Here is a 17,859-nt window from a genome sequence, read left to right as displayed (position 1 = left end):
GAGCCTCCGCGTTTCAAAAGTACATTGTTGCTGCTTTTACCACAAACTATTTTGGCTTGTCTCACTGCGAATTGCCCGGTTGGACATTCAATTTTCCGGCAAGCGCCTCGATTTCCGGCCGAATACCATTCGGATCCCCGTATTTCTGAAGGTAGTCGATTCCGATTTGCAATGCCAAAGGCTCATTGCCGATCCTTCGGGCAGCCGTAAACGCAAGCACCCAGTTCGCGGAATGTTTGCTTTGGAAGCGCATGGCGAGATTGGCGAAGTACAGGGCGCGGTCATAACTGCCGAGGTTGAATTCGACGACTGCCAAGTCCTCGTAGGTTCCAACCTGCTCCGGAAGGCGTTTGTCGGCTTCCAAATAAAAATTGCGTGCTTTTTGGAAGTCTTTCATTTCGAAGCAAAGGATTCCGCCATACTGGTAAATGAAGGCAAAATCTGTATTGGTGACAGCGTTTTCGTAGGGTGCAAGCACCTTCAATTGCTTTTCCAGCATCGCCACGCGCTCCTGAGGCGACGTTGGATAGGCATCCAAGGTATGTTTGATGAGGAATGCGCCTCCCGGTTCGTTGCTGGCAAAAACATGCTGCGCGACGTCCAATTGCCGGTCATGGACACGCTTTTTGTCGTGATTGACGAGGAAAAATGAGAACTGCAGCCCGATCAGCAACAAAAGCAAGCTTTGGCGCAGCCAAGATTCGGCCAATTTCTCCTCGGCTTTTGCCATCAAGACAATGCAAGTCACCAAAATGGGCGGGAAAACCAGACTGAAAAGATCCCAATCCCGCGGCAGGGTCACATGCGGATCAATCGCAAAATACAGCGCCAGCAACATGACCGTCGCAATGCCGAGGCCGACCATCGGCTTTCCCGTCCAATAGACCTTTCGCCCCGGAGCCAGCAGAAATGCCAAAAAAATCACGCATCCGGCAGCCGAACAAAACAACAATTCCTGTACGAAGTCCCAGGCATGCCAAAACCCGAACAAGTAATAGGCGTCGTCAGGGTTGGAACCTCCGAAGGGCGTCAAAAACATATTCCCTGCCGTTGGAATTACCTTGACGCTGTCGTCGCCGGCTTTGAAAACGGTCAGGTATCCGGCTAAACCGATGGCCAAAAATACTGCAGGAATCATCCAACCCGCTCTGCGCCAGCTTGTCCATTTCTGCAAATTCTCCTTTTCGCCGACTGCTGCCACCAACAGCGCATAAACCAACGAAGGCGCCAATGCAAATCCCGACGAATGGGTGCGAATCGCCATCAACAGCAACGGAAACAGGAGCACCAGCCACTTTTTCTTGCCCGTTTCCAGAAATTCGACAAGGCAGATGAGGTAACCCGTAAAAAATAGGAGGGGAGGCGCATACACCTCGGGCATCGCATAAAACGTCATCGTCATCCCCGAAAAAATGCCCAGCAATGCCGCCAGCATTTGTATTCCCTTGTTTTGGATCTTCCGCTGCACGAATTGCATCCAAATGAAAACCCAAACCGCCCCAAGCACTGAGGCGTATCCCCGAAACGTCGCCCACATGCTCAGGCCCGTGAGCCGCGAAAGGCCCTTGACGATGCTGAAAGTGAATTGTTCGCCGTTTTTGGGGGTGAAAATGTTGAAGGTCGATCCGCTGATGACATGGTAACGCTTCGCCCAATCGCCTCCGTCTGAAAGCACTTTGATGTTGAGCAGGGCGTCGCCATACAGTTCCGTGTCGATGTAATAGAAGAAAAACATCGCCCACATGCCCACAGCCGCGACCAAGGACCAGACCCAGCGAGGGATTTGATTCGAAGGGAATTTGAATTTGCTCCATCCGGGCCATGCCAAGGCGACCGCGATCGGCAATACCGCCAAGAGGTAAATCAGCGGGGCGTAGGAAATGAAATTCAGCCCCCAGAGATGAACGGGGTACATCCAAGCCACGCCCAACAGCACCAACATTGCCACACTGAGGGCAAGAAGGACGGTGTGCAGCGGCGAATTGGATTTCACATCGAAGTGGTTTTGAGGAGTCTATCCCTAGTTTTGCGCGACGAGGTGACCCGGCATTTCCACGTCACGTGCCCAATCGAACCGGCTGCTTGCGCTCATCGCCCAAGGTGCGCCGTTGTTTTGGATATTGGTGAGCATGATGTTCAGCTCCTGTGGCGCCTTGGAATCCTCCATCACGAGGCATTGACGCATCGAGACGATGGTGGAGACATGGTCAATGTTGACCGGGCAAGCCTCGGTGCAGGCATTGCAAGTGGTGCAAGCCCAGAGTTCCTCGGCGGAGATGAAGTCGTTGAGCAACGTGCGTTTGGTTTCCTCGGCATTGGCTTTGACGGCGTCGGGCGTGAGGAGATTTTGACGTTGCAATTCCTCCATGCGGTCGCGCGTGTCCATGATGATCTTGCGCGGCGAAAGTTTTTTCCCGGTGATATTCGCGGGGCAAACGTCAGTACAACGTCCACATTCCGTGCAGGCGTAGGCATTCATCAGGTTGGTCCAGGGCAGGTCGATCACGTCGCGGGCGCCAAAACGGGGGATCGTGCCGTCGCCGGGATCGCTTGCTGCGCTCGGATCCATCATCGCTTTCACCTCGCGGGTGATGAATTCGACATTGTCCAGCTTGCCCTTGGGCTCGAGCTTGCTCGAATAGACATTCGGGAAAGCCATGATGATGTGGAAGTGCTTGGAGCGGGGAATGTAATTCAGCAGCAAGTAAATGCCGATGATGTGGCCCCACCAGCCTGCCATCATGACAAATTCGGTGGTCAAGGCATCAGGCCAAATGCTGGCAAGCATGCTGCTGACCGGGAAAACGCCATGCTGCATGCCTGCAGCCAAAGGTCCAAGGTCTTGGATGTGCTTGACTTCGACCGTATTGAACGTGAACAGGAAAGTCATGAGCACGATTTCGGTGATCAGGATGATATTGGCATCCAGTCTTGGCCAACGGCTCATTTCGACACCGGAGAAGCGTTTCACTTTCATGACGTTGCGGCGGTAGAGCAGCATCACGCAGGCGATGATGACGAGCAGGCCAAGAATTTCATTCGTTGCCATGAGCGCATCGTAACCCGGTCCGAGGAAACTCAGAAATCGATGGGTCCCGAAAATGCCGTCCACGAGGATTTCGAGCAATTCGATGTTGATGACGAGGAAGCCGACATAGATGAAGCCGTGCAAGACAGCGGGCAGCGGCTTTTTAAACATTTTTTGCTGTCCAAAGGCCACGAGCAGCATGCGCTGTGCGCGTTCGCCCATGCGATCTTTGCGATTTTGGGGCAGCCCTAGGGAGATGCTTTTCCAAATTTTATTGAATTGGAAGCCAAAAAAGCCAAATGCTGCGACCGTCAAAACGGCGAAAATGATGTTGTCGATGTATTCCATACCTCGGATTTCACGCTTTGAGCAAACTTATACCAAGAAGCTCCAAGAAAAAAATCAAAATTCGCTTGGAATATCCACAAACCTGCCTAAATTTGCATTCCCATTTTGTCACTAACATTGTTGGCGGCAGATGATGGTGCGGTAGCTCAGTCGGTAGAGCAATAGACTGAAAATCTATGTGTCGGCGGTTCGATCCCGCCCCACACCACGAAAAAGGAAGCCCCGTCAGGGGCTTTCTTTGTGTTATAGGCTGTCAAAATACGTGCTAAGCCACTCTTTTTGCGAAAACTATAACTAAGGCATCACCCCAATTCCAGACCTGAAAAGTTGCCAAATCATCCTATTCTTCAGAACTTTAGCCCAACAACTCCGATATGAAACAACATATTCAGCTCCTTTTGCTTGCCCTTTGGTTGCCTGTGTCGCTTTTTGCGCAGTCCGAAACGCCCGGTAGCGTCAAATGTAGCAAGGATCCTGTCAGGGAAATCGAGGGTACCTTGGTCAATGCCTCGAGCACCAAGCCCAAGATGACTTTGGCACCCGGAGAGGTTTCGCCCAAGCAATATGACCGCGGCGAATTGCAGAAATATTTTGAAACCGAGCTGTTTGGTGGCAAAGTCAGTGGTTGGCTTGTGATTGCGGAGGTGGAAGTTCTGTCTTGCAACAGCGGCGTTGTTGAATTCAAAGTCCTGGAAGCTAAATCCTCAATGACGATCAATGGACAGGCAAAAAGTCATTTTGTCGCTGGAAAGCGGGTCAAGTTTCTGGAATTTGAGTACGCCAAGGAATCCATCCAACGCAACAGCGGATTCGGCGAGACAGAAGAAGGACCTGCCATTTGCGGGAAAAAAGTGGGCACTTGGACAAGGTATTACCCCGGGAAGAAGGTTCATGAAATCATTCGCTACGATCAGGAAGGGATCAAAAATGGCCGCTATGAGGCATTTTACGAGAGCAATGGCCAACAAAAGCTCGTTGGTGACTATAAGAACAATCAACAGTCTGGCGAATGGAAGCAGTATTTTGAGAATGGCAATCTCAAAATCCAAGAATCCTACGTCGATGGAAAAAACGTTGGCCCTTACCAAGAATGGCACCCCAATGGGAAATTGAAGGCGGAGGGGAGCTTTGACAGTGATGGTCATTGGGATGGAGAATGGAAAACCTACCATGAAAACGGAACGATCGAAACGCAAATGGTTTATGGGTATACTGGTGTTCCAAAGACTGCGGCATCTTTCAAAGTGTTTGATGAGAAGGGGGGATTGAAGGAGCAAGGTTGGATGAATGGCAAGTCTCGATGGCAAGGTGCCTGTTCTACCTACTATGACACCGGCGTCATCAGGTCAATCGCCTTTTTCGAATCCGGTGTGAGGTCGGGTCGCGCCACGACTTATTTCCCGGATGGAAAAGTCAGCGCAGATGGCGTTTATGAGTCTGACACCCTGAAGTCCGGCGTTTGGAAGGAGTACTTCGAAGACGGAAAGCAGCGTTCGGAGATTGGCTATTATAAAAACGAACCTTTCGGGGTGTGGAAAGTCTGGCACCCCAACGGAAATTTGGCCGAACAGGGCGAATACACCGCTTTCGAGAGAAAAAAAGGCATCTGGCATACGTACGCTGAAAACGGAACTACGCTCACCTCCTACAGCTATTTTGAAGGCAAGTTGGAGGGTAAGTACTGGAAGTGGTATGCGGACGGCAAGCTTGCCGAATATGGTGAGTGCAATGGCCGCCAAGTCTATACGGGGGATTATGGCAGCTTTTACCCAAGCGGCAAAGTCAAGGAGCAGGGAACATATGTGGATGGCAAGCGCATTGGAAAATGGATTACCCGCGATCAGAATGGGAAAAAGAAGATCGTCAAGTACTGATCTGTTTTGTGATTTGTCCAAATCGCCCCGCCTTTCCAATTCCCCAAAATTGGCATTACATTTGCCAGCTCAACCCAAGAAAAAGCATCAGATAGTTTGGAAATGTCATTTTCATCCTCTATCTTCCTCAAACTGAAACTTGAAGTACAAAATGCGCAGCCTCTTCACATTCCTCTTTTTCTTGATCCTCTTCTTGGCAATGGGCTGTAAAGAGCGTGAGCCCATCCCCACCTATTATGTAAGCAAGGAGATGCTGCGCTATTGCTGGTTTCCAAATGACAGCTATTGGATTTACGAGGAGGGGGATTCTACGGGGGATTTTGATTCAGTTTATGCCTCGCATGCTGGCACTCAAATCTACGAAGACAGTGAAGAGGGATACAATTGGGAAAATTATACTTTAGCACTTACCATCCGCGGTAGAAGACGGTTTCAATCAACAAATGCTTGGCTAGCTGGATCAGATGGAAGTCATACCCTTTCAGATATGTTTGAATATTATTCTGATTCTACGGTGGAGGAGTCGGACCATGTATTGTTCTGGGATACTCGCGGTCTTAATACTACTTTTGTTTACCCTGCCACTAAAGTTGTTGGACGATATGACAGTTTGGAAATTCGGGGTGTTGTTTACCATGATGTCATCGAAGTTGCGACCGATCCGCCTTCTGCCGCCGAATACACATACAATGTGGTATGGGCAAAGGATATCGGGGTGATCCGAAGGTCGATTTTGGATGGCACTGTTTGGAATTTGGTGCGGTATCATATCAATCGGTAGGTTTCAGCTATTATTTAGTCCATAAAATTCAAGCAATATGAAAAAAACAGCCGTTTTCATTGGTATACTCTTCTTTTGTTTCCTAGGAATTGCAAACAATTCTACCCCCCTTTTTATTAGAGCCATTTCTTACGAAAAGGATTCCATCGATGGTTTTTTGCAGATTGAATTTGAGTTGGTTGCATTCGATTCCATATTGGTGGATTCTGCTTATGCTCTTGACCTTCCTGAAGATTGGACGCTCCTCAATCCCGCAGAAATGAATGTGATTGCCATGGCAGCCGATGATACCGTCAGAAAAACGTTGTTGTTTCAATATCCGACATCGGCATTGCCTTTTTATCCAATTCAGATGACATTTGTTGTTTTGACAAGTCCTGAGACGGAAGACTTTGTCACAACAATCTCCTGTATTTACTTTACACCTTACAATACGGTGGAGATTTGGTCGTTTGCCGATTTTATCAACCTACCTCGAACTTGGTATTTTCCTAACTCGTCCTCACCAACTCGCGTCTATATCTATGAAGATTCCATCCCAGTTTCAAATATTCCGTCAGAGTATGAGCCAACAGAGGATTGGCAGGAAAATTTCCAATCGATCCACATGGAAGGCCTTGCCTATGCCATACCGATGCTTGCAACTCACCCTGATACATTGGTACTTGACACGACAGACGTCAATGCCCCTGACAGCTTGAGCAGATGGGACAATTGTGGGCCTGGATTTAGACGCTACTTGGGGACGATCACCGGTCAAGTGCTTTCTCCCTTTTTGTTTGTATATAAAGAAGGAGACACACTGCTCCCATTGGAAGGTCTGAAGGTTCAGATTTGGGAGGACGATGGACCGATTTTTAGCAATATGCTTGGGGATTCGGTCACGGACGCGAATGGCTACTTTACAAAAACCATCAATACCTGCCAGGCATTGGAAGGTAACGAACTCGAAATCAAGGTACGAATTGTCGCGGAAAATGAGGAATATGACATCAAAGGAAAAACAGCAATCGTATATGGGCTTGTAAGCTTCAAGGACACTCAACCGGTCGATTGGGCTTATAACAATGGAAATGTTATGAGCCCTCTCAATTTTGGGCAGTTGATGGTGTATCGCGGATCATTCAGGGCTGTACACCTTGCCCAAATGGCCTATCGCTACGTGAATACAAATTCTGGTGTTACACTCGAAAATGGATTGGTGATCAGAGCCGAAGTAAATGTGACTAGTTGCAGATTTATCCCCAATACCTATTGTGGCTTTCCGATGATTCAGGCAGCTCAAGTAGCCACGGCGGCAATTATTGGTTCAACTGTTGGTGTCGTGTACTATTTGATCAACCGTCCAGAACCAAATATTTTGCTCCACCATACTGGCGGCACAACTGAAAATACACCATGGCATGAATTTGGACATTTTGTCATGTGGCAGCTCCAAGGCAAATGCTTTACGGAGCCATTGAGCCAAACTGCTCCAGGGCATTGTTTTCCCTGTATGTCAAATCCAAGACTTGCTTGGAATGAAGGTTGGGTACAAGCATTTTCCATGATCGTTGACAATTCAAATCGTAATTGGGATAATGAGTCAGATTACTATGGGAAGCGTAGTTTGGAGCACTTAGTTGATGACGCTGGTACGGCTAGTGGCCAAGGATTTCGAAGTGAATACAAAGTTGCCTGCGCCGTATTTGATCTCTGGGATGGTGCTGACAAATTCTCGAACTGGACCGTGCCCCCAACTTCCAATCAGTACAATGACCGTAATCCAACATCGATACCACATTTGTGGGCAAACGACAAGGAGGACAAGGTATCGTTGTCGTTTGAAGATATTTGTCTAGCCATCATTGAGGGAGACAACAACGCTCCCAACAATCAAATTGAAAGTATTCAAGGGTTTTACAAGAATATCATAAGGTGGAGAGGTTGTGAGGACCGTGCAAAAATCCGGGAGGTATTTGATCAAAACCGTGTTGTTGGCCATGTCGAGAACTTCCCCAACGGGAACTATGATGGGTTTAGCGGTGATGAAATCCAGGGTATTGAAAATTATTCATACTCGGGAACACTTTGGTCGATGCTTTTTGAGCATGAGCGTGACATCAAGTCCTTGTATGCCTTCCCCTACCACGATTACAATTTGGCGACCGCCACACAGAATGGGAGTACCTATTTGAGTGATCCTATCCATATTTCAGGCGGCACATCACTTTTCTTCAACAAAAATCTCCCATTCAAATTCCAATATGGAAACTATTCAACCGACCGTCCAGCATCCAATTCGACGATGCAAGCCGACCTTTGTGGTGAACTGACTGTGCTGGTGGATGACGGTGGGAATGTCGTGATTGGCGATCAAGCTGTCGCTATGCATGCAGATGTCGCGCTCAATCATGGGAGCACGATGATTTTAGGTGGTCCAAATGCCTCAAATTCTGGCCATCTTTTGATCAATAACCATTCGCGTCTAAAGATTGAAAGTGGAGCGAACCTTATCCTTGACGTAGGTGCCGAGATTGAGCTTGCAGGGAACGACGCCGTTTTGGAAATTGATGGAAATTTGATTTTAAAAGACAATGCCGTATTCACCTTTACAGGGTCAGGGCATGTCGTTTGGGGCAATTCAAATGCAGGGCCCAACATCACCTGTGGAGCCAATACGGGAATCGCTTTGCAGGGAAGCAGCAAGTCAGACCCTATTTTGTATGTCAAGCCGGGAGCACATATACAGCCAGAAACCAGTCTTGCCCATTTAAATTTGCATGACGGCACTATTCGCATGGGACCGGGTGCCAGTATCAGTACTGCAGATGCCGCCTTCATTTTGGACAATTTGCATGTCGCGTTGGATGGCACGGTTGGCAAACACAACGGGATTTATGTACATGGTCAAGCTATCCATGAGATTCGTGACGTGGAGGTTTCCGGGGCATTTAAAGGTATAACCGCCTACCAAATGTGGAATCAAGGGTCGATTCTCCAACTTATGAATTGTGAATTTCATGATTGTGAAGTTGGGTTGCAGGTACATACACGAGGCGTAAACATGATTTCGTGTGATTTTCAGAACAATACCATCGGGTATCAGCAAGACGCAGCTTCAGTATTGTCTCGGGTGCAGATGTGTTCGTTTGAAAACAACGAACAAGGGATAGAATTCAAGTCAACGGGAGGCGATTTGTATTTTCATGCCTCTGAGTCTGATTTTAACGTGTACGGTTTGCGTTTTTCCGGTCCAGGTAGCCTGTATTCGAAATGCAGCAGTACAAGCAATAATTCAGAAGCCGGAATTGTCGTGGCATTTGGAGCCAGACTCATGCTCAATGATGCTTTGTACTCCGCTGGAAGCCAGCATGTTTCTGTCGGAAACAAGTATTCAGTTGCCGCTCTTTTTCCACGATTGATCGATCTATATTTTGGAAAAAACGACTTGGTTCCCAATCAACTCAATGCAAACCGCGATATCTATGGTTACATGGCCTTGCCGGGAACCACTTCTGCGACACTCAAGGCACTGAGAAACCATTGGAATACAACCGGGTCCGCGACGGGAATAGCGCCGAGCTACAACACAGACTATCTTGTGGCCAACCTCAATAATGGTCAGTTGTACCCAGTCTATTTTGATGATACAAACCCTGCTGCCGCACCGAGTTGCGCATATTCAAACACGGGATTGCCGGGAAGCACGTTGCGAAGCTGCGGAGAATGCGGAACGATTACGACAAAGAGTTTTGTTGATATTCCTTTGGATTCTGCAATGCGCAAGGCTATCGGTTACCTTGAGCTTGTTGACTCTACGCAAAACGATCTTACTGCTTTGGAGCTGTTTGAAGAAATTGCTGGTGCATTTCCAAATGAACCTACTGAGGAGGAGCAGTATTTGAATGGGTTGCTCATGAGCCTCTCGAAAACCGCATTTAATGGTGCTTGTGCGAGTGGCAAAATCAGCACACTAGAATCCATCAATAGTATTTCGAATGATTCCAATATCATCGCTATTCAAACGATTTTGTCGGCGCAGCTATATGATGATGCTGTGAGCACTTTCTTGCAAAGCTTGGATGAAGCCATGTTTAAGCATACGCAAGGCTTTATGGACACAACTTTGACACGCTTGGATAGTTTGATCTCTATGTCAATGTCAGGGTTTCAGTCGTACCTGGACTATGCGGATTGTTATGTCGAAGCGGAAGCCAATGCGATGAACTTGGTCTTTGAACGTGACGAATTCGATAGTCAAGTAGCAACTTGTGAAACGAATAAGTGGCACGAGTCAGACCTTTTGAATGACGGAAGCTTGGAACGTTTTGCTGCATCACTTGAAAACCGAATCACAATGCTCGCATATCCTTCACCTGCAAATGAAGTCGTTTGGGTGAATATTCAAAATGCCGACCCCAACGCCATTGCTGCCCTTGCGCTTTGGGATGCTCAGGGAAGAAATTTGCAAATTCCAATTAGGCAGCAATTTGGCTCCGCTACTTCACCTTGTTTTGTGTTGGATACACGTATGCTTTCGGCGGGTATTTACATCATCCGATTCCAGTCAGGAGATAAATCCGTATCCCAGAAGCTGATTGTAAATTAAGCACCTTGGATTAAGATTGGATTGCCTTGGAAACCGAGTTTGGTCGAATGAATACCGGAGGAGGTAATGCAGATACTTTTGCTGAAATGGAATGTATGCCCTGCCTCCTCTTTCCAATTCCCCAAAATTGGCATTACATTTGCCTGCTTTACCAAGAAAAAAAGTCAAGAAACATGAAGCAGATAGTAACATTGGTGATCCTTTTTGGCCTTGGTGCCGGAATGGCGATGGCGCAAAAGGCCATTCCACTTAAAACCAAAGCTGACAGCCTCGGCTACGCCGTCGGCATGAACATCGGCAACGATTTCAAGAAGCAAGGCATTCAGCTGAACCTTGAAACTTTGATGGCAGGTCTCAAAGACGCCATGGAAAGCAAGCCGACCACATTGAGCGATGCCGATGCACGCGCCGTGTTGACAGCCTATCAAGTGGCGCAGCAGGCCAAGGCCAATGCTGAGAAAAACGCCAAAGCAAACGCCAATCTCAAAAAAGGAGAGGAATTCCTCGCCCAAAACAAGATCAAGCCCGGCATCCAAGTGTTGCCCAACGGCTTGCAATACGAAGTCCTCGTCGAGGGCACAGGCATCAGCCCCAAGGCAACCGACAAAGTCACCACGCATTACCGTGGCACATTGATCGACGGCACCGAATTTGACAGCTCCTACAAGCGCGGCCAACCCGCTACATTTGGCGTCAATGGCGTGATTCAGGCTTGGCAGATCATGTTGCCGATGATGAAGGAGGGCGGCAAAGTTCGCCTCTATTCACCCTCCAACCTCGCCTACGGCGCGAGCGGTCAGGGTGCCACCATCGGCCCGAACGAGGTGCTGATCTTCGACATTGAACTCATCAAGGTCAACTGACAAATTTTCAGTGGACGAGAAATGATAAATGGCAGACTTCGGTTTGCCTTTTTCTTGTGTTACTGTTTGGTCTTTGTAATCAGACAATTCCAAATTAGAATCCAATGAAGAAGTTATTGCTCCTGCTCCCGGCTTGTCTTTTGCTTTTTGCTGCGAAAAATCTATCCAAGTACCCGGAATTTGATGCCAAAAAGGAAATGGTCGCCCTTCCATCAGGCATTTGGATGTCCAAATACGAAGTTTCCCAAGCGCGTTACAAGCAGTTTCTGGCCGAAATCCCACAGGAAAAGATGCTGGAAATGAAGCCTGATTCCACTGTTTGGCTTACCACTGGATTCAACGATCCCTACGCGAAGTATTATTTTCAGCATTACGCCTTCTCCACGTATCCCGTGGTCGGCATCAGCCATGCAGCTGCAAACGCATTTTGTGATTGGATGACTGTCAAATATGGCAAGGTGCTGAAAATGAAAACCGCAGATGGTAGTGTTCCATCGGGTTATCGGTTTCGGCTTCCCACGGAGGCAGAATGGATGGCAGCAGCAGGGGGGGAGCGGCACCATGGAACGAGTTATCCTGGAGGTTATCACTATCCGCGCGATCACCGCGGAAGGTTCATTTTCAACCACAAAGTCGGGAAAGGTGATTTTGCAGGATATGCAGGCGGAATCGGCAAGGACTATGAAGGCTATATGATCACAGCTCCGGTTGATGCTTATTGGGCCGATCCTTCTGGATTTTACAATCTCACTGGAAATGTTGCCGAAATGGTCGCCGAGTTTGGCGTTGCCAAAGGCGGAAGTTGGAATCACCGTTCCGATGATTGCACCATCGAGAGTGTCAATTCCTATGAAAGACCTGCGACTTGGCTTGGGTTTAGAATTGTCTTGGAGGCGATTCCTGCCTCAGATACGGCAAGTTGAAGACGGATGGTTTGCGATAGCAATCTTACCAATCGCCTGGCTCGGGTTGATTTTCACCCTCATGTGCGCCGCCGCCGATTTGCCAGTGATACAGCATCCATCCGGGCTCTTCCTTGGTGAATTCCATTTTATGGACTTTTTCACCGATGCTCGCGCTTACAAAATAGATGTCTTCGGTGATTTCTTCCCACTTGGGTTTGGATGCTTCCAATTCCTTGCCAAGCTCTGTCAGGCCATCATTGACATTTTCGCCATCTGAAAGGGCATCCAAAGATACTTGTCCGGTGCGTGTGGCCACTTTTTCCAATGCTGCAGCATCGCCGGACTTCAAGATATCCACAAACGCGGCAAAGCTTTTTTGGGGCGTACTGAGGTCTGGAGACTGATTTCCGCGTGTCTTGAATCCAAAATTCAAGCCGCCGAGCAGCATCAACACCAAAACAAATCCAAGTCTTGATTTCATAGCCAAGTGTCAACCACGAATAAAATCGAGCATTTCCAGCCTTGACCGCCATTTTTGCTGGCAAAACTGGAAATCACTTATCGCCTTGAGAGACAATGAAGTGAAGTACGAAGGTAGAAAAAGAATCTGAATCGATAAAGTCGATGTTTTCCACTGAGGAGCCGGCGTTGTCGCAGACAAGAGACAATGTGAATGGTTGCGTGGAAAACAGAAATAAACATGCCCCAAAAGGAGCACTTTTGGGGCATGTTCAAGTATTTTCCAATTGCGTCAATGCGTCACCATCGGCTCCAGGGTTTTGGCTTCGGCAACCCAAGCTTCGACTTTGGCAAGCGATGGGAGCTGACGCACCAATTTGCTCTCAGCGTTGACTTCTTCCATTTTGGCGTGAAGGTTGTCAGGCCTGCGTGTGGCGAGTTCCTTGACGGTGTCTACTCCCGCTGCCTCCAGAAGATCTGAATACTCTTCGCCGACGCCCTTGATGCGAAACAGGTCAGCCATGTTGACCCAGCGCAAAATCAAAGTCTCGCTGATACCGGTGGCATCTGCAATTTTGGTACGTCCCGCCTTGCTGCCACCATTTTTCAGAAGCGAATCCGTGGTTCTGACATCAGCGGCTGCAAGTTTTTCTGCATAAACCGGCCCGATTCCTTCTATTTCATGAACATTTGCCATAACGAAAATGAAAATTTTGAGGTGAATATCGTTGATCAAAGTGATCCTTAGGTGCTGAGAGACTGTCAGGCGCCTTGAGCGTCATTCAGCATTCAACGCGCTACGAATATAGCAATGGTTCGGAATTGACATTGTAGAATTCACTGAATTTGTACTATTTCACCCTGTAAAAATGGCTGTGGCCAGAAATCAATGATGAAGAAGCTGATTGTTGGGGGAATAATTGGAATTGCCTTGTCGTTCATTCCATTGGTAGGTTGTGCCCAGCTTTTTGTGGGTATCGGGCTTCAGGCAGGCTTTGGAAACATGCCCAATGCCAACATTCCAATCGACCGGTACAATAGCCGTGCATTTCTCTACAAGCGGATGAACCAGTTTCATTGGCCGTTTGGGGAGATTTATGAGGCAAGCTTTCGCTCGGGAAGAGGTCTTGTGAGCCTGAATCTCAATACAAGACGGCAGCGGGCAACTGCAAAAAGCACTTCGGCCAACGGAATCGATCAGCGCGACGTGCGGTTCACCATGCAAGCCTTGAGCCTTGGCGCCGGATATGCTGCCATCGACAATGAAACTTTTGTTTGGTACCTCGGGGGTGCGCTCGACGCAGGTTACATGCGTCTGCTCACGCGCACCGGTCCGTCCAACCAAATCGCGCGCACTCCTTATTATCTCTACCGGCGCTTGCCGATGCTTGCGATTACCATCAATACCAAATTCGTTTTTCGCGGCAGCCGCGAATCCATAGGGGTTTGGTCGCTGACTCCTTATCTGCACATTCCGCTTCAAGAGTTTGATTTCTTGTCCCTCGAACAATTGCTCAATCAAGGTTCATTGCAAGTATTGACAACACCACTTCCCGCACGACCTGTCAATGTCGGGCTTGCATTCAACATCGATATCGACTTGCTGCGGTTTCTGGACAATTGACGATTTCAGAATCCTTCTCATCCAAATTTTTGGTTCTCAATGCACTTGCAAGCACCGATTGCAGGCTTTCGCCGTATTACCTACTTCCCAAAAGACTTGTCAAGACCAAGTCCGGCTCGCTCAAATGTCTTCGAATGAATTGATTATGAGGAGTGAAGGGGCCTGATGTAAAATTTAGATTACCATCCAAATAGTTCTTTGTGCTTGGCGCTAGTTATTCTATTTTTGATGCATCTGGAAAAATTGTATCATCCGGGTGATTTGGATTTGTAATAAATCAGGAAAGTAACTGAATTGGAAGAAGAAATGAAGAACCGTTACATCGATCTCATCACACAGACTTTCCACTTTCCGCAGGAAGGTTTTCATGTTGATGACAATCAACTGCATTGGTGGGGTATCCCGTTGATGGACATTGTCGAGCAGTACGGTACACCGGTTAAGCTGACTTATTTGCCCCGTATCGGGCAGCAAATTGACCGCGCACGCAAACTTTTTGGTGTCGGAATCGCCAAGTCGCTCTACGAAGGCGACTACCATTATGCCTATTGCACCAAAAGTTCGCACTTCTCATTCGTCTTGGAAAAGGTGCTTGAACATGGCGCACATATCGAGACTTCCAGTGCATTTGACATCAACATCGTGGAGTCCCTCTTCGAAGATGGCAAACTTGGAAAGGATCGATTCATCATTTGTAACGGATTCAAGAAGGATACTTACCTCGAGAACATCGCACGTTTGTTGGACAAGGGATTCGAGAACCTGATCGTCGTGCTTGACAACATGCATGAGTTGGACCGCTTGCTCGAGTTCACCGACAAACCCTGCAAAATCGGACTTCGCATTGCCGCCGAAGAGGATCCCAAATTTGAATTTTACACTTCACGTTTGGGCATTCGCTACAAGGATATCGTGCCGTTTTATGTGGACAAGATCCGCAAGCACAAGCACTTGGAGCTGAAAATGCTCCACTTTTTCATCAATACAGGCATCACCGATACCGCCTACTATTGGAATGAGTTGATCAAGTGCATCAACGTTTACTGCGCCCTGAAAAATATCTGCCCGGAGCTCGACAGCCTCAACATTGGCGGCGGATTTCCAGTCAAGGACAGCATGGCATTCGAATATGACTACGAATACATGGCCGAGGAGATTGTGGCGCAGATCAAGGAGAATTGCAACGCCCGTCGGGTGCAGGAACCGGATATTTTCACCGAATTTGGCACATTTACCGTTGGCGAAAGCGGCGCGATCCTCTTCAACATCCTCGATCAGAAGCAGCAAAACGACCGCGAAAAGTGGGACATGATCGACAGCTCCTTCATGACAACGTTGCCCGACACATGGGCGATCAACAAGCGTTACATCATGATGGCCATCGACAACTTGGATGAGCCTTATGAGCGTGTATTCCTTGGCGGATTGACTTGTGACAGCGACGACTACTACAATGCCGAGGCGCATAGCAATGCGATTTACCTGCCGCGCTACAAACGCGGCCGCGACCAATACATCGGCTTTTTCAATACAGGCGCCTATCAGGAATCCGTCGGCGGCTACCATGGTTTGCAGCACTGTCTCCTGCCCACGCCCAAACACATTGTTGTGGATCGCGATGAAAATGGCGAAATTACCACCAAGCTTTTCTCCAAGGAGCAGAGCTACAAGTCAATGCTGAAGATTTTGGGTTATTAATCGATGAATGTGTCTCGGCGGAATCGGTTTTATAGGGTTGGGATGATGTTTTGGATGGGCTGCCTTTTGCTCACCTGCCACAGCTACGCCCAAAACCGGGTACACATTGGCATCGGCTACAACCAAAGTTTTGCACGGCTCGACAGTCTCAATTACGTGCTTCAGGCTTTTAATGAGGAGAATTTCTGGACGGCATCAAAGCCAATGCATAACATTCGCATGCCTGCTGGAATCACCGCCCACATGGGGGCGGATTTCGCCGGAGTCCTGATCGATTTTCATTACACGATGCGTTTGGCAACGACCAAGGCAAAGGGGCCTTTGTCGGGAAATGCTCCGGAACCGTCCCAGGAAATCATCATTCGTTACAATGCGAGTACGATGGATTTGGGTGTGGGTGTGTTTTTCATTCGCAAACCAAGGTTCAGGATGGCCATCGGGCAATCCATCGACTTTGGCAACGTCAGGATTTCAGGCAAGCGCGGGCCTTCTGAGTCGCTTCCAAGCCAGATTTTTGGAAGGTTTGTCAACGAATTGAATCTGGGGACGACAAGTTTCTTGCATACGATGATTGCCTTTCAAGACGGCGTCGGTCCCGGGATTTTCATTCGGCCCTATTTTCAGTTTGGACTTTATCAAAACGACTATGGCCCACTGAACCGCGCCATTCGCCCGATCGAGTACCTCAATGACCCGCTGTTCATTCTTGGCCGCCAAACCAATGCCGGATTGAAGGTGGGCCTGTTTTTTGGCAGTTGAATTTGCGGAATCGTCCGCAACCAAAGGATGCGCTGGTCCGTGTTTGCTGGGGAATCCCTATAAATCCCTCGCCAGAATCGAAAAGCCAAAATCCCTTATAGCGCCATGATAGGATCCTGCAGGCGATGCGCTTTTCATTCTCAATTAGCTGCGCTGAACCCTGCGGGTTTACTGACGTGATTGCTCACGTGTTCAAACATTCAAAGGAGTTCGCGATGTACTCAGTTTTGTCTGTTTTCAAAGGCCTTCGTGATGTGCTTCGCAGTTGCTCCTGAGTTGCTTCGCATTCTCAATTCTCAATTCTCAATTCCCCTTGAAGTCCTCAAAGAAGCAGTGCCTGCACCTGGGCTCATAGCTGTCTTTTTCGCCGAGGAGAAGCTGCGACGCGGCGGGAACTTTGCGAAAGGAGTAATTGGCAAGTGATCCGCATTTTTGGCAAATGGCATGGACCTTGGTGACAAATTCGGCATTGGCCATGAGGGCTGGAATCGGGCCGAATGGTTTTCCGGTATAGTCCATGTCGAGTCCGGCGGCGATCACGCGGATGTTTTGGCTTGCGAGTTGTCGCGCAACATCGACGATGCCGGCATCAAAAAATTGGGCTTCGTCGATGCCAACCACTTTCACATCCTGCACCAGCAACAAAATTTGCTGCGAATTGGTGACGGCAATGGAAGGGATTGAATTTCCGCCATGGGAAACAACGTCGGATTCGCTGTACCGCGTGTCAAACGAAGGCTTGAAAATGGCAACCTTCTGGTTGGCAATCTGGGCACGACGCATCCTACGGATCAATTCCTCGGTCTTGCCGGAAAACATGCTTCCGACGACTACTTCGATCGATCCTGTTGCCGGGTTGGCATAATGCGGCTCAATAAACATCTACAGTGCCTTTGATAAGCTGCGAAATTAGAAAACTCCCGGTGCCG

The 17,859-nt window shown here is 48.4% G+C and carries 13 protein-coding genes and 1 tRNA gene; 9 read left to right on the top strand and 5 right to left on the bottom strand.

The genetic code is table 11. The features are described 5' to 3' along the window. Positions 1–61: 61 nt before the first annotated feature. Both IPN95_15170 and IPN95_15165 read right to left on the bottom strand, forming a co-directional pair. Positions 62–1,993 carry a hypothetical protein gene (locus IPN95_15170; protein MBK9450714.1) on the bottom strand — a complete coding sequence of 644 codons (1,932 nt, stop codon included), beginning with the start codon at positions 1,991–1,993 and terminating at the stop codon, positions 62–64. Between the two features lie 27 nt (positions 1,994–2,020). Further along, positions 2,021–3,376 (bottom strand): 4Fe-4S dicluster domain-containing protein, encoded by a 1,356-nt coding sequence (locus tag IPN95_15165; GenBank protein MBK9450713.1) that lies wholly within the window; start codon positions 3,374–3,376, stop codon positions 2,021–2,023. Between the two features lie 135 nt (positions 3,377–3,511). Here IPN95_15165 and IPN95_15160 point away from each other — a divergent pair. From IPN95_15160 to IPN95_15135, 6 genes are all read left to right on the top strand, one after another. Then, positions 3,512–3,584: transfer RNA gene (locus tag IPN95_15160), tRNA-Phe, on the top strand. A gap of 166 nt (positions 3,585–3,750) precedes the next feature. Continuing rightward, entirely contained in the window at positions 3,751–5,250 is a 1,500-nt protein-coding gene (locus IPN95_15155; protein MBK9450712.1) for a hypothetical protein, read from the top strand. Between the two features lie 151 nt (positions 5,251–5,401). Beyond that, positions 5,402–6,031: a hypothetical protein gene (locus IPN95_15150; GenBank protein MBK9450711.1), complete on the top strand. Its 630-nt coding sequence runs from the start codon at positions 5,402–5,404 to the stop codon at positions 6,029–6,031. A gap of 37 nt (positions 6,032–6,068) precedes the next feature. Then, positions 6,069–10,622, top strand: a complete 4,554-nt coding sequence (locus IPN95_15145; protein MBK9450710.1) for a T9SS type A sorting domain-containing protein — start codon at positions 6,069–6,071, stop codon at positions 10,620–10,622. A 227-nt stretch (positions 10,623–10,849) separates the two neighbouring features. Continuing rightward, a complete protein-coding gene (locus IPN95_15140; GenBank protein ID MBK9450709.1) occupies positions 10,850–11,485 on the top strand; it encodes an FKBP-type peptidyl-prolyl cis-trans isomerase in 636 nt (211 codons plus the stop codon). Positions 11,486–11,589: 104 nt separating this feature from the next. Beyond that, complete coding sequence (locus IPN95_15135; GenBank protein MBK9450708.1) at positions 11,590–12,408, top strand: SUMF1/EgtB/PvdO family nonheme iron enzyme; 819 nt, start codon at positions 11,590–11,592, stop codon at positions 12,406–12,408. A gap of 25 nt (positions 12,409–12,433) precedes the next feature. Here the strand turns inward: IPN95_15135 and IPN95_15130 are convergent, their stop codons facing one another. Beyond that, positions 12,434–12,871: a hypothetical protein gene (locus IPN95_15130; protein MBK9450707.1), complete on the bottom strand. Its 438-nt coding sequence runs from the start codon at positions 12,869–12,871 to the stop codon at positions 12,434–12,436. 270 nt (positions 12,872–13,141) lie between these two features. Further along, positions 13,142–13,546, bottom strand: coding sequence for a DUF4332 domain-containing protein (locus IPN95_15125; protein MBK9450706.1), 405 nt, complete (start codon positions 13,544–13,546; stop codon positions 13,142–13,144). Between the two features lie 195 nt (positions 13,547–13,741). Between IPN95_15125 and IPN95_15120 the strand changes: the two genes are divergently transcribed. From IPN95_15120 to IPN95_15110, 3 genes are all read left to right on the top strand, one after another. After that, positions 13,742–14,473, top strand: coding sequence for a hypothetical protein (locus tag IPN95_15120; protein MBK9450705.1), 732 nt, complete (start codon positions 13,742–13,744; stop codon positions 14,471–14,473). Between the two features lie 306 nt (positions 14,474–14,779). Then, positions 14,780–16,171 (top strand): arginine decarboxylase, encoded by a 1,392-nt coding sequence (locus IPN95_15115; GenBank protein ID MBK9450704.1) that lies wholly within the window; start codon positions 14,780–14,782, stop codon positions 16,169–16,171. A 42-nt stretch (positions 16,172–16,213) separates the two neighbouring features. Continuing rightward, complete coding sequence (locus IPN95_15110) at positions 16,214–16,930, top strand: hypothetical protein (protein MBK9450703.1); 717 nt, start codon at positions 16,214–16,216, stop codon at positions 16,928–16,930. 303 nt (positions 16,931–17,233) lie between these two features. Here IPN95_15110 and IPN95_15105 read toward each other — a convergent pair whose 3' ends face one another. Further along, the gene (locus IPN95_15105) at positions 17,234–17,812 is read right to left on the bottom strand and encodes a thymidine kinase (protein ID MBK9450702.1); all 579 of its coding nucleotides are present in this window, start codon (positions 17,810–17,812) and stop codon (positions 17,234–17,236) included. Positions 17,813–17,859: the final 47 nt, after the last annotated feature.

This window comes from Bacteroidota bacterium, from assembly GCA_016718825.1.
GTDB lineage: Bacteria > Bacteroidota > Bacteroidia > J057 > JADKCL01 > JADKCL01.
Note: the sequence above shows the minus strand (reverse complement) of the source record. Positions and strands in the feature narration are given on the sequence as shown.